The sequence below is a fragment of the Streptomyces sp. NPDC001744 genome (assembly GCF_042892575.1).
In the GTDB taxonomy this organism is placed as follows: Bacteria; Actinomycetota; Actinomycetes; order Streptomycetales; family Streptomycetaceae; genus Streptomyces.
Genome location: NZ_JBIAUG010000004.1, coordinates 255,897 through 277,063 on the forward strand (window position 1 = coordinate 255,897; position 21,167 = coordinate 277,063).

14 protein-coding genes and 1 pseudogene are annotated in these 21,167 nt (G+C 71.1%); 9 read left to right on the forward strand and 6 right to left on the reverse strand.

Features of this window, described 5'->3' with window-relative positions; all coding sequences use genetic code 11:
* Window positions 1-117: 117 nt before the first annotated feature.
* The 4 genes from ACFYZY_RS07350 to drmB are packed head-to-tail and all read left to right on the forward strand — an operon-like array spanning window position 118 to window position 11,886.
* The gene (locus ACFYZY_RS07350) at window positions 118-4,872 is read left to right on the forward strand and encodes a DEAD/DEAH box helicase (protein ID WP_388690311.1); all 4,755 of its coding nucleotides are present in this window, start codon (window positions 118-120) and stop codon (window positions 4,870-4,872) included.
* Window positions 4,869-6,776, forward strand: coding sequence for a UvrD-helicase domain-containing protein (locus ACFYZY_RS07355; protein ID WP_388690313.1), 1,908 nt, complete (start codon window positions 4,869-4,871; stop codon window positions 6,774-6,776). The genes ACFYZY_RS07350 and ACFYZY_RS07355 overlap by 4 nt, the downstream gene beginning before the upstream one ends.
* Window positions 6,773-10,027: a helicase-related protein gene (locus ACFYZY_RS07360; protein ID WP_388690315.1), complete on the forward strand. Its 3,255-nt coding sequence runs from the start codon at window positions 6,773-6,775 to the stop codon at window positions 10,025-10,027. Before ACFYZY_RS07355 ends, ACFYZY_RS07360 begins: the two co-directional genes overlap by 4 nt.
* Window positions 10,024-11,886, forward strand: coding sequence for a DrmB family protein (gene drmB / locus ACFYZY_RS07365; RefSeq protein WP_388690317.1), 1,863 nt, complete (start codon window positions 10,024-10,026; stop codon window positions 11,884-11,886). Before ACFYZY_RS07360 ends, drmB begins: the two co-directional genes overlap by 4 nt.
* 96 nt (window positions 11,887-11,982) lie before the next feature.
* Here drmB and ACFYZY_RS07370 read toward each other — a convergent pair.
* A pseudogene (locus tag ACFYZY_RS07370) lies at window positions 11,983-12,078 on the reverse strand (NUDIX hydrolase); the annotation flags it as partial.
* A 208-nt stretch (window positions 12,079-12,286) separates the two neighbouring features.
* Between ACFYZY_RS07370 and ACFYZY_RS07375 the strand changes: the two are divergent.
* Entirely contained in the window at window positions 12,287-12,610 is a 324-nt protein-coding gene (locus ACFYZY_RS07375) for a hypothetical protein (RefSeq protein WP_388690319.1), read from the forward strand.
* A 49-nt stretch (window positions 12,611-12,659) separates the two neighbouring features.
* Window positions 12,660-13,145, forward strand: a complete 486-nt coding sequence (locus ACFYZY_RS07380) for a TrmO family methyltransferase (protein WP_388690321.1) — start codon at window positions 12,660-12,662, stop codon at window positions 13,143-13,145.
* Window positions 13,146-13,184: 39 nt separating this feature from the next.
* On the opposite strand, the gene ACFYZY_RS07385 is transcribed toward ACFYZY_RS07380, so the two are convergent.
* Window positions 13,185-13,829, reverse strand: a complete 645-nt coding sequence (locus ACFYZY_RS07385; RefSeq protein WP_388690626.1) for a LysE family translocator — start codon at window positions 13,827-13,829, stop codon at window positions 13,185-13,187.
* Window positions 13,830-14,175: 346 nt separating this feature from the next.
* On the opposite strand from ACFYZY_RS07385, the gene ACFYZY_RS07390 reads away from it, so the two are divergent.
* From ACFYZY_RS07390 to ACFYZY_RS07400, 3 genes are all read left to right on the forward strand, one after another.
* Complete coding sequence (locus ACFYZY_RS07390) at window positions 14,176-15,252, forward strand: hypothetical protein (RefSeq protein WP_388690323.1); 1,077 nt, start codon at window positions 14,176-14,178, stop codon at window positions 15,250-15,252.
* A 70-nt stretch (window positions 15,253-15,322) separates the two neighbouring features.
* Window positions 15,323-15,625: a hypothetical protein gene (locus tag ACFYZY_RS07395; protein WP_388690325.1), complete on the forward strand. Its 303-nt coding sequence runs from the start codon at window positions 15,323-15,325 to the stop codon at window positions 15,623-15,625.
* Window positions 15,626-15,778: 153 nt separating this feature from the next.
* Window positions 15,779-16,984, forward strand: a complete 1,206-nt coding sequence (locus ACFYZY_RS07400) for a PQQ-binding-like beta-propeller repeat protein (RefSeq protein WP_388690327.1) — start codon at window positions 15,779-15,781, stop codon at window positions 16,982-16,984.
* A 31-nt stretch (window positions 16,985-17,015) separates the two neighbouring features.
* On the opposite strand, the gene ACFYZY_RS07405 is transcribed toward ACFYZY_RS07400, so the two are convergent.
* The 4 genes from ACFYZY_RS07405 to ACFYZY_RS07420 form a co-directional block, all read right to left on the reverse strand.
* Window positions 17,016-18,284, reverse strand: a complete 1,269-nt coding sequence (locus ACFYZY_RS07405) for a DUF445 domain-containing protein (protein WP_388690329.1) — start codon at window positions 18,282-18,284, stop codon at window positions 17,016-17,018.
* 10 nt (window positions 18,285-18,294) lie between these two features.
* The gene (locus tag ACFYZY_RS07410; protein WP_388690331.1) at window positions 18,295-19,284 is read right to left on the reverse strand and encodes an ATP-binding cassette domain-containing protein; all 990 of its coding nucleotides are present in this window, start codon (window positions 19,282-19,284) and stop codon (window positions 18,295-18,297) included.
* A gap of 4 nt (window positions 19,285-19,288) precedes the next feature.
* Window positions 19,289-20,053, reverse strand: a complete 765-nt coding sequence (locus ACFYZY_RS07415) for an ABC transporter permease (RefSeq protein ID WP_388690333.1) — start codon at window positions 20,051-20,053, stop codon at window positions 19,289-19,291.
* A gap of 142 nt (window positions 20,054-20,195) precedes the next feature.
* Window positions 20,196-20,996: an ABC transporter permease gene (locus tag ACFYZY_RS07420; protein ID WP_388690629.1), complete on the reverse strand. Its 801-nt coding sequence runs from the start codon at window positions 20,994-20,996 to the stop codon at window positions 20,196-20,198.
* Between the last annotated feature and the right edge of the window lie 171 nt (window positions 20,997-21,167).

A 21,167-nucleotide genomic window follows, 5' to 3' on the forward strand; every position in this document is an offset into this window, starting at 1 on the left:
CAGTTCGCGGCGGGCCGGCCAGGCGCACGGGACCGAGTAGCGTCCGGCGTCCTTGCGGCGGGCCGGCCCGCCGCGGTCCCCTTCCCCTTCTTGTTCGACTCCAGGAGCCGCAGAGGCATGGCAACCATCGACCCTTCCGTCATCCGTACCGTCGTCGAGCAGTCGGCTCGCGTGCTGCAGACCTACGAGGTCGATCCCGGCCTCATTCCGGAACACGCCAACAGTGAGCGTCGCATCACCCAGGGCGGATACGGCGACCGCCAGCTGTTCGAATTGGTGCAGAACGCGGCGGACGAAATCGCGGCCGATCCCGGTGGAACCGTCCATGTGGTTCTCACCGCCACGCATCTCTACTGCGCCAATGAGGGAACTCCGGTTACCCCAGAAGGCGCGGAAACTATTCTGCGCATGAGCATGTCGCGCAAGCGCGGTGGCCAGATCGGGCGCTTCGGCGTGGGCGTGAAATCCGTTCTGGTCGTGACCGACACCCCTCAGTTCTTCAGCGCCACCGGTTCTTTCGGTTTCGACCGCGAATGGGCGTACGAACGCATTCGTTCGGTGCCGGGCGTCGAGAAACTCCTGGGTACGGAATTCGAAGCCCCGGTGCTGCGCATGGCACGCCCCCTCGACATGGCCGTCGAACGCTCCGAGGATCCCGTCCTTGACGAGTTGCTCGGCTGGGCCACCACCGTCGTACGACTGCCCTTGCTCGCCGGCGCCGCCGACAGGCTGGCCCAGGACATGCACGGCGGACGGACGGGGGCCGGCTCCTCCCGCGAGGAGTTCCCGGTCGGCTTCCAGCTCCTCTCGCCCCACGTGGCGAAGGTCGTCCTCGAGGACCGCAGGCCGCGCCCCGTCGTCCGCCGGGTGCTGACCACCGAGCAGCGGGGCGACCTGCACACGGTGGTCGAGGAGCGGACGGGGAAGCCCACGGCCACCGGCCGGTGGCGGGTCTTCTCCGTCACCCACGAGCCGGGGCCGGCCGCCCGCGCCGACGCCGGTGAGCTGCACGACCGTCTCACGCTCGACCTCGCCTGGGCCGTTCCCGCACTGGAGAAGGACGAAGAGAGTGGGCTGTACCTCTCGAAGTCACGGGGAAGGGGCCGCTTCTGGTCCTTCTTCCCGACCAAGTACGAGATGTCCCTGAGCGGCATTCTCAACGGTGCCTGGAAGACCAACGAGGACCGGCAGAACCTGCTCGACTCCTCGGCCTTCAACGAAGAGATGATCAAGGTTTCTTCGGCCCTGGTCGTCGATTCGCTCACCCGGCTGGCTCCTGCCGAGGATCCCGCCGCCTACCTCCCTCTGCTCCCCGGTCGTGTGAAGGAGTCGATCAGCTGGGCGGACGAGTTCCTGACCCGGGAGATCTGGGCGCGGGCCGCCGTGCGTCCGTCGCTGCCCGACCAGGACGGAACCCTTCGCGCTCCGAACGACCTGCGTGTCCACCCGCGTCTCGACAAGGATCCCAAGCGCCTCGTGGGCTGGCTGCGCATGTGGCACGAGTGCCCCGGCCGCCCCGTCGACTGGCTGCACCCCAGCGCCGAGGTCGACACCCTGCGCTCCGGAAAGGTGGAGCACATCCTCGTCGCGGCCAGGCACGAACGCGCCGGTGTCCGGGAGTGGCTGGAGGCACTGGTCGAGTGCGCCACCGCGGAGGCGTCCGCGGTGGCGATCCGCATCCTCGCGGACATGGTGGAGATCCACTCCCCGTACGCCGAGGAAGCCCGGAAGGCACGGATCGTCCTCACCGAGGAACACGGTTTCGTCGCCCCCGTCCACGGACGGGTCTTCCGTCGTGCCGACGAGGGCGGGTTGCGCGAAGCCCTCGTGTACGTGGTCGACGAGATCGCCCAGAACCCCTCGCTGGCCCACGCCCTCGGCGTTCTCGGCATCCGGGAGGCGGATGTCGAAGGTCGGTTCATCAGCGTCCTCGACCGAGGTTTCGGCGGGTACGGGGACACCGAGTGGAAGCATTTCTGGGAACTGTTCCGCCAGGCGGGAGGGCGCCGTCTGGCCCACAAGCTGCTGGAGCGCGTCCCGAACCCGCGCGAGACGCTGTACGTGCGGACCGCGGACGGAAGATTCCGGCCGGTGCGCGACTGCATGCTGCCCGGTGCGGTCGTCGACCCGCAGCGCGACCCGAGCATCGCCGTCGACAAGGAGTTCCACTCCGACGACCTGGCCTTCTTCCCCGAGATCGGACTGCGGGAGCGCCCCTCGGCAGCGGTGCGACCGGAGGGAGAGGCATGGTTCGAGGAGTACCGGGAGGCGGTCCACTCCGCCTATCTGCGTACCTTGGACGACCGCGCCCCGCGCCCCGCTCTCGCCCGGATGAAGGTGGAGGGCTCCGCCGTCGGCGGCCCCCTGCACCTTTTCCGCGCCCTGTCGGACGAGTCCCGTGCCGCTTTCCTGAAGGCGCTGCCCGACGACGCCGTCGTGGACCACTGGACCCGCCAGATCGGTGCGCAGACCAGCACGCGCCAGGCTGTCGCCTCACCCATCCGCTGGTTGCTCAGGAAGTACGGGACCGTGGCCACCTCCCAGGGGATCAAGCCCCTGAAGGAAGCCGTGGGGCCACAGCTGGCCGCCTACCGCGACGTACTGCCGGTGGCCGACATCTCCCCGGAGAAGGCCCGCAAACTCCGTCTGCCGACCACGGTCGACGAGGTTCCGGCCGACCGCTGGGAGAACCTCCTCGTCGAGGTGTCCCGCAGTGAGGACGACGTCTTCGTCGGCAGTACCTACGTGATGCTGACCCGGTTCGGTGCGGAGTTCCCCGAGGACACGCTGACCCGATGCAGGATCGGCGACACCTGGGGCGCCCGTCCGGACGACGAGATCACCGTCGCGGTCGGTGCCGCCGAGTACCGGGCGCTGCGTGCCGAACAGCTCCCCGCCCTGCTCGTGACGAGGGCCGAGGACGCCGAGCTGATGGTCGAGAAGTGGGGCATGCTCCGCTACGCCGACGTCATCAGCCGGGAGACCCGCGAGGTCCCGGACGGTGACCCGGTGCCCCTCGTCGAGCTGTACCCCGGCCTTCGTCAGCGGTTGAACAGCGCCACCCGGAACAGCATGGTGCAGCGGTGCGTCGAGCTGGAGGAGGTGACCCGTACCCCCAACGGCGCGAAGCCCCGCCCCCTGGACGCGGTGCGCCAGGGCGGCACGGTGAAGGTCCGCGTTCCGCTCGGTCCGGAGCCGATGCTGCGGTTGATCGACCGCGAGCTGGAGCTCGGTCTCGGGGCAGCCGGTTGCAGGGCGGTCATGGATCACCAGGAGCGCATGGCCCGGGACAGCGAGACGAGGGCCGCGATCAAGGCCGTACATGACGCGGAGGACGTGGTCACGAAGATCGAGCTGCTGATCGGGGCGGAGGCCCTGCGGTCCGGGCTGCCCGAAGGCCTGATGGACGCCGAACTGCAGGAGACGGGCGGCGCGGAGCCGACCGGACACCGGATCGCGCAGATGGCCTTCAACGCGCACGGTGACGGAGTCCTCCAGCAGCACGCCCGGGACATCCAGGCCAGGTTCCCGAACGCTCCGGTCGGCTACGGAGGCTCGTCGGCCGCCATCGCCTTCGTCTCGGACCTGAGGCTGCCGGTGGCGTTCGCCGGCTCCCGGACCCCGTCGCCTCCCGCCTTCGAGACGGTGGACGGCCCCCGGGACTTCCCTCGTCTCCACGGCTACCAGGAGGACCTGGTCCGGAACATCAGCTCCCTGCTCGATCGGCTGGCCCCGCAGCGCGCCATGCTGTCGCTGCCCACGGGTGCCGGCAAGACCCGAGTCACCGCGGAGGCCGTGATCCGCTGGGTGAAGCAGGTGGGTGATCTGCAGGGGCCGCTGCTGTGGATCGCGCAGACCGAGGAGCTGTGCGAGCAGGCCGTACAGAGCTGGAAGTTCGTCTGGAACAAGGTGGGCGCGGAACGCCCCCTCACGATCAGTCGGCTCTGGAGCACCAACGAGGTGGGAAACGTCGTCGACCATCCGCACCTCGTCGTCGCGACGGACGCCAAGCTGGAACGTTGCCTGGGTACCGAGGCGTACGACTGGCTGCGCCGCGCCTCCCTGGTGATCGTGGACGAGGCCCACACCGCGGTCTCCAAGCGCTACACGGAGATTTTGGGACACCTGGGCCTGACGCAGTTCGATACCAAACGGCACCTGCTGGGCCTGACGGCCACCCCGTTCCGGAACACCAACGAGGAGGAGACCCGCCGGCTGGTCAACCGCTTCGGCAACAAACGTCTCGACGAAGGCGTCTTCCCCTCCGGGGACCCGTACCGGGACCTTCAGGAGTGGGGCATGCTCGCGCAGGTGGAGCACCGCACGCTGGAAGGCGGTCGGATCGAGCTGACCCGGGAGGAAAAGGCGCAGGCCGACCGGATGGCGACGCTCGCGAGGGCGGCCGAACAACGGCTCGCCGACGACCACGCGCGCAGTCGCCGCATCGTCGACGAGGTGGTCGGTCTGCCGGAGGACTGGCCGACCCTGCTCTTCGCCACCTCCGTCGACCACGCCAAGTACCTGGCGGCCAGGCTGAACGACCGCGGTGTGCCCTCTGCCGCCGTGGACTCGACGACGAGCGCCCAGGACCGGCGCCGACGCATCGAGGACTTTCGGGAGGGACGCATCCGGGTCCTCGCCAACTACGGCGTCCTGACCCAGGGGTTCGACGCGCCCGCCACCCGTGTCGTGGTGGTGGCTCGTCCGGTCTACAGCACCAACGTCTACCAGCAGATGATCGGTCGCGGTCTGCGCGGTCCCAGGAACGGTGGCAAGGACACCTGCCTGATCCTCAACGTCAGCGACAACATCGCGAACTTCGACACCCGGCTCGCGTTCACCCAGTTCGAGCACCTCTGGAGCCCCAAGTGACCGGTCCCTACCTCGACAGTCCCTCGCTCACCGACGAGCAGCGGGCCGTGGTCGAGCAGCCCTGGGACGCCCGGGTCCTGGTCACCGCAGGCGCCGGAGCGGGCAAGACGCACACCTTGGTGCGCCGGCTCGACGCCCTGTGCGGACACGCGGATCCGGAAGAGTCTCTGGAGGCCGCCGAGATCCTGGTGCTCACCTTCTCGCGCGCCGCGGCGCGTGAGCTGCGGGAACGAATCGCCCGCCACGGCGACCGGGCACGCCGGGTCCGGGCACAGACTTTCGACGCGTGGGCGTACGGGGTGCTCCTGCAGGCGTATCCGGACGGCGAATGGGGTGGGGTCGGCTTCGACGAGCGGATCACGGCCGCGGCTCGGGCGATCGAGAAGGGGGCTCTGGAGGCAGGTGACGCCGTTCCACCCGCCCATGTCGTGATCGACGAGGTGCAGGACCTGCTGGGAGCCCGCCGTGAACTGGTGGAGACGCTTCTCGACCGGTACCAGGACACCTGCGGCCTCACGGTGGTCGGTGATGCCGCCCAGACCGTTTACGGTTTCCAGATCGAGGACCTGGCCGAACGCGCCGACGAGACCGGCCGATTCTTCGACTGGCTGCGTTCTTCGTACGCCGACGACCTGGTGGAACTGCACCTCACGCGGAACTTCAGGGCCGACACCCCCGAAGCCGGGGTGGCATTGGCCCACGGCCCGCTGCTGCAGCGGATCACCGATGCGGACCGGGCGGCGACGCTGTACGAGGAGCTGCGCGACCTGCTCCTGGAGCCCACCAACGGGTTGGGCGAACTCGTCGATCCGCTCGTCCTGGACGGTTTGCGGGACTTCCCCGACACCTGCGCGATCCTCACCCGGGACAACCGTCAGGCCCTGGTGGTCTCCGAGCTTCTCCACGAGCACGGAATCGCACACCGGCTGCGACGCCCCCTCGAGGAACGGCCGGTCCCGTACTGGGTGGCCGCATTGCTGCGCCGTACCGAGGCGAACAGTCTCACCGAGGAACGGTTCCGCGCACTGCTCGCGGAGATCCCCCTGCCCTACGAACCGCACGTACCCACCCTGTGGGCGGTGCTGCGCCGCGCCGCACGCGGAGCCGGACGCGCCACGCTGGACATGGAGCGACTGCGCCGCTCGGTCGCCGAGGGCAGGTTTCCCGATGAGGCGGCCGATCCGGAGGCCTCCCGGCTCGTCGTCTCCACCGTGCACCGCGCCAAGGGGCTCGAGTTCGATCGGGTGATCGTCCTGACGCCGCCGAGCGTCGCCGAGCTCCGCAGGCAGTACAAGAAGGGCGAGTTGGACCTCCCGGCCGAGGCCCGAGCGCTCTACGTGGCGATGACACGCGCCCGCCAGGACCTCTACCACGTGCGCTGCCCCGAACTGCCGATTCTGCGGCGCGCGGGAGGCAGGAAGAACGGCCGCAGATACGTGGGGGGATGGCGGTCGCACGACAGGTACGGAATCGTCGCCGAGGCGGGCGACGTGTCCAGGGACCACCCGCCCGGCCACGACACCGATGCCGTGGCGACCCAGGCCTACCTTCTGGAGCAAGTCGTTCCGGGTCACGAAGTGACGCTGCGCAAACGCCACGATCTACCGATGGGCGAACACCAGAGCCCACCGTACGTCCTCCTGCACGACGGACGGGAGATCGGTGAGGCCTCGGCACGCTTCCGTGAGGAACTCTTCCAGGTGCAGAAGGTGAATCGGGCCTGGGACCCCTGGTGGCCCGATGAAATCCGCGGTTCGAGGATCGACACCCTGGAGACCGTGACGGGCAGCACGGCCGCCGGCGCCAACGCCGGGCTCGGAGAGCGGGGCGTGTGGATCATTCCCCGGATCACCGGCATCGGTCGGTATCGACGGGCCGACGACAACGAGGAGACGAGCGCATGACAGACGTGGAAGGTCGGCACGCCGAGCACTACCGGGTCCGGGACGAGGAGATCCTGGTGGGGTTGCGCCGCGAGCTCCTCGGCCCTCCCTCCGACGCCGCACCGGAGGACCGGGACGAGGTCCTCACCCAGGACGCCCCGATCGACCGTTACCTCGCGGGCATCCTCTACCCGAGGCCCGCGAACCCGGCCGCGCGGGAGCGCAGGAGCGAGGACGAGCAGGAACAGGAGGGCCTGGACCGGGTCGCGGTGGGTTCCCGTGACACCGGCGAGGAGCCGGCCGCGACGGACGAGACCGGCGCGGGGTCCCGGCGCCCCTCGTCGATGGGGCTCACCTTCGCGGTGAACCCGCACGAGGACGACATGATCGTGATCCGGGCCCGGGCCGCCGTCTACGAGGCGACCGATGCGGACGGCAACCCCGTCCCGGCCCGCCGTGCCGAGGCCCGCACCACCTCCGACCAGCAGGAACGGTGGCGGCGCAAGGTGCTCGAACTGCGGGAGGTCTCGGTCGACGTGACCGTTCCCGACCCCAACAAGGTCGAGAAGCTCGGCCATGACGTGGAACTGCGCGTCAACGTCCGACGCCGTGACCCGGTGGCCGGCACCGTCACGGTCACCGTCACCCTGGTCAACGCCCGGCAGATCGGTGAGCACGACCTCCAGGACGCCGCCTCCCTCTTCCAGTGCGGGCTCACCGTTCGCGCGGCCAACGGCTCCAGCGCCTTCGTCGAACGCTCGGCCCCGACCGCCGCGTACGACCCCGAGGTCGCCGTCGGCCGACTGCTCCATCGTCATGCCCCGACCTTCGCCGTCGGACACGGCTGCGCCGCGGAATGGGACTGGACGCCACCGCCGATCGGCATGACCGAATCCGTACCGGCCGCGGTGACCGAGGTGCGCAGCGAGTTCGTGCCCACCGTGGAGGTGCTGCTCACCGACTCCAACCCGGAGATCGACAGCTCAGCCCTGTCCATGCTGGGTCTCGCCGAAGGCTCGGACACCGAGGTCCTGGACGCTCTGGGGGCGCTGGTCACGGGCTACGCGCACTGGATCGACCGGAAGGAGGCGGAGGCAGCAGCCCTGATCGACACGGTGCACGAGAAACCGGCCCGCGAGCAGGTCGATGCCTGTCGCGAAGCCCTCGGGAGAATCCGCGAAGGCATCGAGCTCCTCGGTGACAAGCCCGACCTGATGCGGGCGTTTCGACTCGCGAACCGGGCCATGGCGGATCAGCGTGCCCGCAGTGCCTGGGTCAAGGGCGGACGGGTCGGCACTCCGCATGCGGCGGCCGGCCGCTGGCGCCCCTTCCAGATCGCGTTCCTGTTGCTCTGCCTGGCCGGTATCGACGATCCCGAGCACGACGACCGTGACGTCGTGGACCTGCTCTGGTTCCCGACCGGTGGTGGCAAGACCGAGGCCTACCTGGGCCTGATCGCGTTCACCTCGTTCCTGCGTCGCATCCGGCGCGGTGCCGAAGGCGGTGGTGTCACCGTGCTCATGCGCTACACGCTGCGTCTCCTCACGCTCCAGCAGTTCGAACGTGCGGCGATCCTGCTCTGCGCCATGGAGCTGATGCGACGCGACCTGCCCGCGGAGTTGGGCACCGAGGAGTTCTCCATCGGCATGTGGGTCGGCCGGTCGGCCACGCCCAACACCCTTCAGGAGGCCGAGGAGAGGCTCACGGAGCTCCACAGGGATCCGGACAGGCGCCTGGCCACCAAGAACCCCGTGCAACTGCACGCCTGTCCCTGGTGCGGCACCCGCCTGGACGCCCGCAACTACGAGGTCGACCGCGACGAGAAGCGGATGCACGTCCGCTGTCCCGGCGAGAGCTGCGACTTCGACCACGGTCTGCCGGTCCACCTGATCGACGAGGCCGTCTACGACGCCCGCCCGACCCTGGTGATCGCCACTGTCGACAAGTTCGCCTCGATGCCGTGGCGTCCCGCCACCTCGGCCCTCTTCAACCTCGACGAGCCCACCGACGCCACACCGCCCCCCGAGCTGATCGTCCAGGACGAGCTCCACCTCATCTCGGGCCCGCTGGGAACGCTCACCGGCCTCTACGAGACCGCTGTGGACGCGCTCGCCGGCCACCCCAAGGTGATCGCCTCCACGGCCACCATCCGTCGCGCCGCCGATCAGGGAAGGAAGCTGTTCGACCGTGGCGTGCGGCAGTTCCCGCCGGCCGGACTGGACTCCCGCGACTCGTGGTTCGCCGTGGAGACGCCCCGGGAGGAGAAGGCGAGCAGGCGCTACGTCGGGCTGTTCGCTCCCGGTACCAGTCAGTCCACGCTCCTCATCCGTACCTACGCCACCCTGATGCACCGCGCCAAGCAGGCCCGGACCGGGGACGAAGTACGTGACGCGTACTGGAGTCTCGTGGGCTACTTCAACAGCCTCCGCCTGTTGTCGGCCGCCGAACTCCAGGTCCACGACGACGTCGTGGCCTACCTGGAGCTGCTCGCCGAGCGGGAGGGGGCGGAGGTCCGGTCCGCCGCCAACTATTCGGAGCTGACGAGCCGGATCGACGCCAGCGAGATCCCCACCCGCCTCAAGGGGATCGAGAAGAGGTTCCCGGACGAGGACGCCGTGGACGTCCTCCTCGCCACCAACATGATCGCGGTCGGCGTCGACGTGGACCGCCTCGGTCTGATGGCCGTGATGGGTCAGCCCCAGACCACCGCCGAGTACATCCAGGCCACCAGCCGTGTCGGCCGTGCCCACCCCGGCCTGGTCGCCGTCTTGCTCAACGCGACCCGCTCGCGCGACCGTTCGCACTACGAGAACTTCCTGCACTTCCACTCCGCCCTGTACCGCGAGGTGGAGTCCACGTCCGTCACCCCCTTCTCCGCCCGCGCCCGCGAGCGGGGCCTGCATGCCGTGGTCGTCGCCCTGACCCGCATCCTGGTTCCCGAAGCCCGCCCCAACGACGCCGCCGGTCGGATCGATTCCTACGAGTCCCGGATCCGTGGGGAAATCAAGGTCATCCTCCTCGAACGTGTGGGAAAGGTGGCACCGGAGGAGACCGAGGCCGTCTCCCGTGCCTTCGACGAGTTCGTCGACTGGTGGTGCGAGGAGGCCGACATCCACGGCGGTCTCCTCTTCGAACCGAAGAAGGGCGACCGCAGACCGTCGCTCCTGAAGCCGTACGACGACGAGTCCGAGGACGCGGAAGCGTGGCCGACCCTGTGGAGCCTGCGCGACGTCGACGCCGAGTCCGCCCTGTTCATGGAGGCATCCCGATGACCCCGCCCCCCGCACGTCGCCGCCGCACCGGCACGGACGGCCGCGCCCCCGCCCACAACCTGCCCCGCCGGGGCGCGGTCCGCCGCTCCCAGGCGATCACCACCTACGGTGTCGGGTCCCTGATCGCCGTCGACCACGAGTCCTTCGTGGTATCCGGCCTGGACGGAGCCGACACCCACTGGAGCACCGACGAGTCCCCCAGGATCTACGAGCATCGGCTCGCCCGTCTCCTGGGCGTCCAGTACTTCCGGCTGCCTCCCGCATCCGACGAGGCCAGCAAGGACGGAGTCCGGGTCCGTCGCTTTCCCGTCATGCACTCCTGCCCCGAATGCAACGAACTGCGTCGGCACCGCGACTTCAACCCGCCTCCCGGCAAGAGCGTCTGCGGCACCTGTGAGGTCGATCTGGTCCCCTCCCGCTTCGTGATCGCCTGCGAGGCGGGACACCTCGACGAGTTCCCCTACTGGCACTGGATCCACAGGGCGGCCGGTACCGGCACGACCACCGCGGGCCAGTGCGGGGGAACCCTCGAGCTGCGCTCCTCCGGGCGCAGCTCGTCCCTCCGTTCCATCGTGGTCTCGTGCACCTGCGGAGTGCCGGAGGTTTCGATGGAGGGCTCCTTCCGCAAGAAGGCCCTGAAGGACCTCGGGCTCCGCTGCCGCGGCACCCGTCCGTGGCTCGGTACATCGGTCCCTGCCGATCCGTCCTGCGGTTTCGCCCCCCGTACTCTTCAGCGTGGTTCCTCCGCGGTGTGGCAGCCGGTGCTGAAGTCGGCGCTCTCCATCCCGCCGTGGAGCAACGGGCGTGCCGACCCGCTCGCCGAGCACTGGGAGAAGCTTCGTGCGTTGAACGGGCGCAACGAGATCGAGATGTGTCTCAAGTTCGTCTTCGACGGTGAGTGCCCGGTACCCATCGACGAGGTCATGGCCCTTCTGGACGCCGAACGCGCGGAGGACCCCGAGAGCGAGGAGGCCCCGAGCTTCGACCACCGGTACCGCGCCCTGCGCCACAAGGAGTACGAGCGCCTCCGCGCCGGCAACGACGAGGGCGCCCGTTCCCACGACGAGCAGTTCGTCTGCGAGTCCCCGCTCAGTGACTCCACGGAGCTACGCCCGTTGGGGATCGCCGGTCCCATGCTGGTGAAGAAACTCCGAGAGGTCCGTGCACTCAAGGCGTTCACCCGGCTCGCCGAGCCCGACATGACGACCGAGGGCAGGGAGGCCGCGCTCTCCACGTCGAAATTGACCTGGCTGCCCGCCATGGAGGTCCGCGGCGAGGGCGTCTTCCTCCGTCTCGACCACACACGGCTCGACGAGTGGTCGCGCTCGACCGCCGTGGCGGCGCGTGCCGAGCGGATGCGCGCCGCGCACGAGAGGCTCATGGGGCAGCGCGCCGCCGATCCGTCCCTGCTTCCGCCGTCCCCGGCGTCCCCCCGCATGGTGCTGCTCCACACGCTGGCCCATGTCCTCATCAATGAATGGAGCCTCGACGCCGGTTACCCCGCCGCCGCGCTGCGCGAGCGCCTTTATGCCGATGCCGATATGGCGGGAATCCTCGTCTACACGGCGACGAGCGACTCCGCAGGGAGTCTCGGGGGCCTCGTGGCCCAGGGCGAACCGGACAGTCTCGCCCGCACGATCCGTTCCGCCGTCCGCCGCGCGGAGTGGTGTTCCTCCGACCCGCTCTGCGTCGAGACCGAGGCGTCCGGCACCGGCGGCACCAACCTCGCCGCCTGCCACGCCTGTGTGATGCTCCCGGAGACGAGCTGCGAGCACAACAACATCCTCCTGGACCGTGCGCTGCTCGTGGGCACGCCGGAGGACCCCGAGGTCGGTTTCTTCTCGCACCTGCTGCACTGATGCGAGGCCGTGGGCGGACGTGCGTCGGAATCGGACGCCCGCCCACGACCTCGACTTGTGGTCCGCCGAGGGCTGTGGAGGTGCGTCGGCGTCTCGGCCGAGGTAGGGGGAGGTGCCGGCGAGGTAGTCACCGATCTGCCGGCGCATGCTGGGGTGGATGTCGTACTGGTCGAGGACGGCGGGTTGGAAAAGAAGATCGCCACGTGTGTCGTCGCTCGGCCCTACCGCACTGCGGGGTTCGGCGACTTCCCATGGTTCCGCCAGTAGCCACGGGGGAGTCGACGGCCGGACCGCTCTTCATCAATACATCGTCGATGACGTCGCCAGGTACGTCGGCGGGGTTTTCCGCAGCGAGGAAGTACGGCGCTCGCTGTACTCGGCTGCGGCCGAAGCGGTGTACGTGGCCGGGTGGATGGGCTTCGACGCCTCCCGGCACGAGGCCGCACGACGCCACTTCACCCTCGCGCTCAAGCCGGCCGCCGAAGCCGACGACGCTCCCCTCGCCGGCTACATGGGCACGGTCCAGGCCGGGCAGGGCGATGTCGACGCGGCCTGCCGGACGTGGTCCCGTGCCCTGGACGCCATGGACGGTGTCCAGTCCGGCAGGGCGCGGGAGGCGGTCGTCACCATGCGTACGGTCCTGCCCCCGTTCCGCCACCGCGGCATCCCCTCCGCCTCGGCGGTGGACGCACGGGCCCGAGCCGTGCTCCAGCGAGTAATCTGACGTCGCCGCATCCCCAAGTGGCCCCGCCGAGAAGGAAGAAGGTCCGACCGTGACCGCGGAGTTCGTTCAGGTGCCGGTCATCGCCGACGTCGTCGGGGGGCACGCCGGGAAGCGTGACGACTTCAAGGGCGGAGTGGAGTCGGTCATCCGTCTGCGGCCGGAGTTTCCCGTCGAGACGCTGCGGGGCATCGAGGAGTTCTCCCACCTCCAGGTCACGTGGTTCTTCAACCTCGGCTCCCCGGACGACGTCGCCCTGCACGCGCGCAGTCCCCGCGACAATCCCGCCTGGCCGGCGACCGGGACCTTCGTGCACCACAACCACCGGCGCCCGGCCCGGCTCGCGACCTCTTTCCCCAGGCTCCTCAAGGTCGACGGACTCGACCTGCACGTCACGGACCTCGACGCCGACGAGGGGACCCAAGTCGTTGACCTCGTGGCCGTGTTCCGGGAGATGCTTCCCCGGGGCCCCGTCACCCAGCCGGCGTGGCCGGGCGAGATGCTGGCGGACTACTGGCGGGACGCCTCCGAGCGCTGAGGCGAGGGGGCACCGGTCTCACCGGTGCGCGTGCGCGCCTCAGGCCGAGGCAGGGGTACGGGACAGGGCCGTGCGCAGCGCGAAGACGCCGAGCAAGCCGCCTGCCGCGTACCGCTGGGCGGCCATCACGCGGGGCCGAGTGGCCAGGAACCCCGACACCCGTGCCGCGCTCAGCATGATCAGGGCGTTCACGGAGAGCCCCACGACGATCTGCACACTGCCGAGTTGCAGCAGTTGCGCCCAGGACGGGCCCGCCTGCGGGTCCATGAACTGGGGCAGGAGAGCGGCGTACAGGAGAGCGATCTTCGGGTTGAGCAGATTGGTCAGGAGACCCATCGAGAAGAGGCGGGCGTCGGAGACGGGAGGCAGGTCTCCGGCCGGAGCGAAGGGGGAGCGGCCACCGGGCCTGAGCATGTCCCAGGCCAGGTAGGCGAGGTAGGCGGCCCCCGCGAGTTTGACCACCGTGTACGCGAGCGGCACGGCGGCGAACAGCGCGGACAGGCCGGCGGCCGCGGCCACCAGGTAGCACAGGAATCCCACGGCGGTCCCGCTCAGGCTGACGAGGCCCGCCCTGCGGCCCTGGGTGATCGCGCGTGAGGCGAGGTGGATCATGTTGGGTCCCGGGGTCAGGGCCATGCCCAGTTCGACCAGGGCCACTCCCCCCACTGCGGCCAGGCTGATCACTGCCAACTCCCCATCGTCTGCCGGGAACCCGATGCCCGGCGTGGACGGCTGCGCCGCACCGGACGTGCCCGCGTTGCCCGGCTCAGGATACGGCGCTGCCGTTCGGTTCCCCCGTGCGCCCTCGCTCCAGCCCGGCCGGATGCTTCCGGGCGCCGGGCCGAGGGGCGCGTGGGCGTCCCGGTGAGGCCGGCGGCTGCGGCACGGCCCTGGTGATCACCCACATAGGTGATCTTCACTCCGTGTGTCCTACTTGACACGTTGCGTGCTGTACGGTCGTGCAAAACGGCCCTCGCCGATGACGCCAACCATCGACGAGGGCCTGAACCACTAGTGGAAGCAACCCACCGTGATCTACCGCCACGTTATCGTGCCCTCCCGCGCCTTCGGCCAGTACTCGCACGAGATCATCCGGCACCCCCGCCTCAACTCCGATGCCGTGCGCCTCCTGACCTGGCAGCTTTCGCTCCCCCGGGACGCCCGTGAATCACTCTCCCGGAGCGCCGAACGTGCCCGGATCGGAGCATGCGCGTTCACCCGCGCCAAGCGGCAGCTCAAGGCGGAGGGGTTCGTACACGAGCGGCGGGTCCAGGGGGCCGGAGGACTCTGGATCACCCAACAGCTCGTCTCCAGCTCCCCCCTGACAACCGGTGAGGCCGCCAAGATCCTCGCCCGGACACCCCTCTCCGACGGCTCGGACGAGGTGTCCCCGCAGCTCGCACCGAGTCCTCGGAAACGAGCCGTCGGTGTCCCGGCCGCCGGTGCTCCGGAGGCCCCGTCGACCGGCGGTCATCCAGAGAAAGACCTTGGGGAAGACACCTCCCACCTTCCGTCGGCCGCCGGTGAACCGACCGGCGAACCCGACGACGAACCGGCCGACGACCCCGCCGACGAGCCGACCGACGACCCCGCCGGGCCCGGCCGCCGAACCGCGCCCGCCCCCCTCCCCGCCGACGAGGCGTCCACCGGCCCGCGACAGGAGGAAGCCCGCGCCCTCGTCGGCGCGCTGCCGCTCCTCTCCCCCGCCCTGCGTCACATCCCGCCCGGCATGCGCGACGAACTCGTCCGCCTCGCCGCCCGCTGGCTCGACGCCGGGCACACCTCCGCCGACGTCCACGAGCACGTCCTGCGCGGCCTTCCCGGTGCCGGGACGCCCGTCCACCGGCCCGGCGGGCTGGTCCGGTACCTGCTCCGCGACGTGCCGCCCCGCGCGCTTCCCCGGGCGGCCCCGCCGTCCGGGCTCCGGCTGTCCCCGCGCCTCGAAGGCACGCGCGAGTGCTCCGGCGACCACGTCCAGCCGATGCTGTTCCGGCCCGTCGGGGACGAGACGCTGTGCGCCCGGTGCGCCTCCCGCGTCCCCGGCGGGTCCTCGCCGTCGCCCGGCCGGGAAGCCTCCGGCGGCACCCGCGCCCCCGCCGGACCCTGACCCCGCGCGAAGGCCCCGTACGCACCTCGTACGCTCGGAGGACGACCCGTCCGACCCGAAAGGCCCCGCCATGCCCCGCATCCCCTCCCCCGCCGTAGCCGCCGCCGGACTCGTCGGCGGGTACGCCGTCGCCCGGTGGACCGGGAAGCGACCGCTCGGCGGTGCCGTGCTCGCCGTGGCCGGCGGGGTGGCCGCGCGGGAGTGGCAGCGGACGGGCGGGACGAAGGCATCCGTGGGGCTGACCACCGCCTACGCCGCCGCGTTCGCCGGGTCGCACCCGCTCGCGAAGAGGATCGGGGCCTGGCCCGCCGTGTTCTCCGTGGCCGGGGCCGTCGCCGCCGCCTCCTGGGCCGTCACCCGCGACAAGGGCTGAGCCGCCGGGATGCCCGTCCCTCGCCGCCGTTGATCACCGACCCCTACTCTGTAGGCCATCCGAGTGGCCGGACCAGGAGTGGGGATCCGTATGGAGGAGCGAGTGGGCGGCGTGCGGAGAGACGGTGCGGCGGCTCCGCGTACATGGCGGTCCGTGCTCGGCTTCCTGGCCGCCGTCGGTGTTCTGCTGGGGATCGTCGTCGGGCTCGGCGGGTTCTTCCTCGGCCCCACGGGCTACTGGCCGGGATCGTCGATGACGACGGCCTGGGAGGCCCCGAGCGACGGCCCGGCGCCCGAGGGCGGCGTCCACCGGGCCTGGCTCGCCGGTGACACCCTCGCCCGCGCCCGGTACGACGCCGTCACCGGCTTCGACGCCGGATCGGGCGGCAGGAGCTGGGAGTTCGTGCCGCCCCGGCGGACCGACATCTGCGCCGCCGGGAAGACCTCCGACGACGACCGCGTGCTGATCGCCCACACCGGAGGGACCGGCGGGGGCTGCTCCGTCGTCGTCGCGCTCGGCCTCGCCGACGGGCGCGAGCTGTGGCGCGCCTCCCTCGCCCCGACGGACGGGGACGCCCTGGCCGTGGGCGGCGGGCTCGGCGTGGTCCTCGACGCCGGGACCGGGAAGGGCGCACCCGTCGTGCGCGCCCTCGACCTCCGCACCGGCTCCCCGCGCTGGACGGCCGCGGCGCCGGAGGGATGCGCCCCGGTCCGTACCGACGTCGCGCCGCGGCAGGTCGTCGTCGTCCTGGCGTGCGGCGAGGAGATGAAGCTGGCCGCCTTCGACCCCGCCGACGGCCGGGAACGCTGGACCACGCCCCTCGACGCCCGCGACGGCGTCTCCACCGGGGCGAACGTGGCCCTCACGGCCACCGACCCGGTCGTGCTGCGGGTCGACGAGGGCGACCGGGGCGTCGACGCCTTCCTCGTCTTCGGACCGGACGGCCGTCCCGGGGCGCGGATCCGGTCCACCGGCGACGGCTACGGCACGATCGGCCCGCACGTCGCGGTCTCCGACGGCCGGCTCTTCGCGCTCACCGACGGCGGCCCGTGGGGGCGTCTCGTCGCCTTCGACCTGACGACCGGTGGCGAGCTGTGGCAGGACGACGACATCGGCGGGGCCGCCTACGTCGTCCAGGGCCTGCGCGCGGAGGCCGGCCGGGTCATGGCGGTGTCGGGGTCCGGCAAGCACGGGGACCACCTGTACGTCTTCGACGCCGCCACCGGCGACGTGGAGGAGGAGCGGGCCTTCCGCGACGACGCCGGCTCCTTGGTCGGCCTGCTCCCGTACGAGGACCGAATCATCGCCGTCCGTTCGGGCGGTCGCGCCAGGCCCTTCAGCGCGTACGAACGCTGGTGACGCCCGGGGCCGCCCGTGGGAGCGGCGTCCCTCAGCCGCCCAGCGCGTGGCTCACCGCGTAGATCAGGAGCCCCGCGAGCGCGCCCACCACCGTGCCGTTGATGCGGATGAACTGGAGGTCGCGGCCGATGTTGGCCTCGATCTTCCGGGAGGTCTGGGTGGCGTCCCAGCTCGCGACCGTGTCCGTGATCAGGGACGTGATCTCGGTGCGGTACGTGGTGACGAGGTAGGCCGCCGCGTCCTCCGCCCAGCCGTCGACCTTCGCCTGGAGGCGGGCGTCCGACGCGAGGCGCCGGCCCAGGGAGATCAGGGAGGCGCGGGCGCGCAGGCGGAGCTGGCTGTGGTCGTCCTCGGCCGCCGCGATGATCAGCGCCCGGACCGACGCCCAGGCCGAGGCGATGACGTCCTGCACCTCGGGCCGGGCCAGCAGGTCCGACTTCAGGCGCTCGACGCGGGCCCGGGTGTCCGTGTCCGCCTGCAGTTCGGCCGCGAAGTCCGCGAGGAACCGGTCGATCGCGCCCCGCGCCGGATGCCCCGGCATGTCCCGCATCTCCGTGACGAAGCGGAGCAGTTCCTTGTAGACGCGTTCCCCGATGCGCTTGTCCACGAAGCGCGGCGTCCAGCCCGGCGCACCGCCCTGGACCGCGTCCATCACCGAGTCCCCGTGGGTGACCAGCCAGTCGTGGGCCCGGGCGCAGATCAGGTCCACCCCCCGGCGGTGCGCCCCGTCGTCGACCACCTTCTCCAGCGTCTTGCCCAGGGGCGGCGCGATCTCCATCGCCTCCGCCCGCCGGGTGATCGCCTCCCCCACGACCGCCTGCACGTCCGCGTCGCGCAGCACCGTCAGCGCGCCCCGCAGGGCCGTGGAGAGTTCCGCCACCACCCGGTCCGCGTGGGCCGGGTCCGCCAGCCAGGCGCCCAGCCGGCCGCCGACGCCCAGGGCGGTGAGCCTGCCGCGCACGACGTCCGCCGACAGGAAGTTCTCGCCGACGAAGGTGCCGAGGGACGCGCCGAGCTGGTCCTTCTTCTTCGGGATGATCGCGGTGTGCGGGATCGGCACGCCCAGCGGGTGCCGGAAGAGGGCGGTCACCGCGAACCAGTCCGCCAGCGCGCCGACCATGCCCGCCTCCGCCGCCGCGGCGACGTACCCGGCCCAGGCCCCCGCTCCCGCGTTCCGCGCCCACGTCGCCAGGGCGTAGATCACGGCCACGAGGAGCAGCAGGGACGTCGCCAGCGTCTTCATCCGCCGGACGCCCCTGCTCTTCTCCTCGTCCGCCGCCGTGTACGAGAAACTCACCATGGTCGACCTCCTACATCAGGGACTCCCGGCGCTCGTCCCGAGTTCCCCCGTACATCTTCGCGATCACCGCCTCGATGTCCGGTTCCCGCACCGAGAGGTCCACCAGGGGATGCGTCGCCGCCACCGCCGCGACCAGGGGCGCCGCCGACGCCGTGGCCGGGAAGGCGAGCCACTGGCGGGGCCCCTCCGCGCGGACGAAGCGGGCGCCGGGCACCTCGATCGGGGGCAGCTCGCGCTCCAGGTCCACCACGAGGAGCCGTTCGCTCCCGCCCACCGCGTGCAGGCCGGCCGGTCCGCCGTCGTACACCAGGCGCCCGTGGTCGATGACCATCACGCGGGAGCAGAGCCGCTCGATGTCGGTCAGGTCGTGGGTGGTGAGGAGGACCGTCGTGCCGCGCTCGCGGTTCAGGTCCCCCAGGAACTCCCGCACCCGCGCCTTGGAGACCACGTCCAGGCCGATCGTCGGCTCGTCCAGGTACAGCACCTCGGGGTCGTGCAGCAGGGCCGCCGCGATGTCGCCGCGCATCCGCTGGCCGAGCGAGAGCTGCCGTACGGGCACGTCGAGCAGGTCCCCGAGGTCCAGGAGCTCCACGCACCGGCCGAGGTTCTCGCGGTAGCGGGCGTCCGGGATGCGGTACATGCGGTGCGTCAGCTTGTACGAGTCCTTCAGGGGCAGGTCCCACCAGAGCGTGGTCCGCTGGCCGAACACCACCCCCATCCGCCGGGCCAGGCGGGTGCGTTCCCGCGCCGGGTCGATGCCGGCGACCCGCAGCCGGCCGCCGCTGGGGGTGAGGATGCCGGTCAGCATCTTGATGGTGGTGGATTTCCCGGCGCCGTTGGGGCCGATGTAGCCGACCATCTCGCCGCGCTCCACCCCGAACGAGATCCCGTCGACCGCCCGGACCTCGCGCTTCTCCCGGCGGAGCGGGCCCGTCCGGCGGCGGACCGTGAAGGTCTTCTCCACCTCGTCCAGATGGATGAAGGGTTCGGTCGGAACCATGGCCTCAGCTTCCCGTCGATCGGTACGAACGGATTCCCGCCCGCCAGGCGAGGCCCGCGGCCCCGCAGCAGGCGAGCGCCACCGGGGGCGACGCGAACGCCGCCCACTCCGGCACCCCCGGCGGGGCCGGCCGGCCGAGTACGTACAGGGCGGGCAGCCAGCTCACGAACGCCAGCGGCACGACGTACACGACGCCCCGCACCAGCTCCTGCGCGAAGACCGACGGCGGGTACTGGAGGAGGGTGTTCCCGCCGTACGTGAAGGAGTTCGTGACCTCCGCCGCGTCCTGGATCCAGAAGAGGGCGGACGCGCCGATCACCATCACGGCGCTGAAGATCACCGCTCCGCAGACCACCGCCACCGGCAGCAGCACCGCCTTCGCCGGCGTCCAGTCCACGTCGAGCAGGAGCAGGCTCCAGACCAGGACGGACAGCGCCTGCGCGACCCGGCCGAAGCGGCGCAGCGCGAACTTGTCCGCCGCGACCTGGGCGAGCAGCGGCGCCGGGCGCGTCAGGAAGACGTCGAGCGAACCGTCCCTGACCCGCTTCCCCATCCGCTGGAGCGAGCCCATCGTCAGGTCCGCGATCCCGAAGGACGTGCCGGCCGTCCCGTACAGGAGGGCGACCTCCGCGAAGGAGAAGCCGCCGAGCCCTTCCACCTGACCGAACATCAGGAGGATGACGACGAAGTCGAAGAAGGTCACGCAGAAGTTGGTGAGGAGGGTGAGGGCGAAGGAGACGCGGTACGCCGTCGTGGACCGGATCCACATGGCAGCCACCATCCGGTACGTACGGAGGGAGTCGGCGGGGCCGCGGTACGTACGGGGCGGGCCGTCCGGGCCCGTACGGGGAGGGCCGTCCGGCCCGCCGTCCGCGGGCGCGGGAGCCTCCTCCGGGAGGCCCGCCTCCGTCTCAGCCACCCTGCACCACCGCCTTCCGCGTCGCCGCCGCCTGCGCCGCCCGGCCCGCGCCGAGCAGGACCAGGGCCCAGCAGCCCTGGAAGCCGTACGCCCCCGCGAGGTCCCAGCCCTGGTACCTGCCCAGGTACACGTCGGCCGGGACCTGGAGGAGCGAGGCCCAGGGCAGCAGCCGGGCGACCTCGCCCAGGGTCCCCGGGAAGACGTTCAGCGGGAGCAGCATCCCCGAGAAGAAGAGGCCGCCCAGCCAGGCCACCTGGACCACTCCCTGGCCGTCGAGCAGCCAGAACGCGCTCATCGCCACCAGGTACCAGAGGGCGAAGCCGACCACCGAGCCCAGCGCCACCGCGAGCAGGAACGCCGCCCAGCCGCCCGGCCCCGACGGCAGGGTGAAGCCGAAGACGAGGGCACCGAGCGTCATCGGGGCGACCCCCCGGCCGAGGAACTGGAAGGCGCACCGGCCCGCGTTGGCCGAGAACCACCACGCCTGGAGGTCGGCGGGGCGGTAGAGGTCGACGGCGATGTCACCGGTCCTGATCCGTTCGATCAGCTCGTCCTCGAAGCCGCCGCCCATCAGGCCGCAGACGGTGATGAGGGCCTGTCCGATCCACACGTAGGCGAGGGCGTCGTCCGCGGAGTAGCCGCCGAGGTGGGGTCGTTCGTCCCAGAGGGCGATGTAGGTGCAGGAGAGGACGAGGCCGAAGACGCTGTTGGTGAAGACGCCCGCCGCCGTCGCCACCCGGTAGGTGGCGTAGCGCCGGAACCCGCCCGCGGCCACCGTCGCGTACAGCCGCAGCATGGGGCTCCCTTCCCTGGGTGGAGAACGGCGGGCGCGCCCCTCGCGGAGGACGGCGCACCGCCCCCGCCGGGGACGGCGAAGCGCACGACCCTAGCGGGAGCGCGGCCGCCGCCGCGACCCGTTTTCGCGTCACTTCCGGGTCGCGTTCAGATGTTTTGCCGCTTTAAG

Coding starts and splice junctions, on each gene's coding strand:
- ACFYZY_RS07350 (WP_388690311.1), top strand. CDS start 118: ATGGCAACCATCGACCCTTCCGTCATCCGTACCGTCGTCGAGCAGTCG.
- ACFYZY_RS07360 (WP_388690315.1), top strand. CDS start 6,773: ATGACAGACGTGGAAGGTCGGCACGCCGAGCACTACCGGGTCCGGGAC.
- ACFYZY_RS07415 (WP_388690333.1), bottom strand. CDS start 20,053: ATGTGGATCCGGTCCACGACGGCGTACCGCGTCTCCTTCGCCCTCACC.
- drmB (WP_388690317.1), top strand. CDS start 10,024: ATGACCCCGCCCCCCGCACGTCGCCGCCGCACCGGCACGGACGGCCGC.
- ACFYZY_RS07410 (WP_388690331.1), bottom strand. CDS start 19,284: ATGGTTCCGACCGAACCCTTCATCCATCTGGACGAGGTGGAGAAGACC.
- ACFYZY_RS07395 (WP_388690325.1), top strand. CDS start 15,323: ATGCCCCGCATCCCCTCCCCCGCCGTAGCCGCCGCCGGACTCGTCGGC.
- ACFYZY_RS07405 (WP_388690329.1), bottom strand. CDS start 18,284: ATGGTGAGTTTCTCGTACACGGCGGCGGACGAGGAGAAGAGCAGGGGC.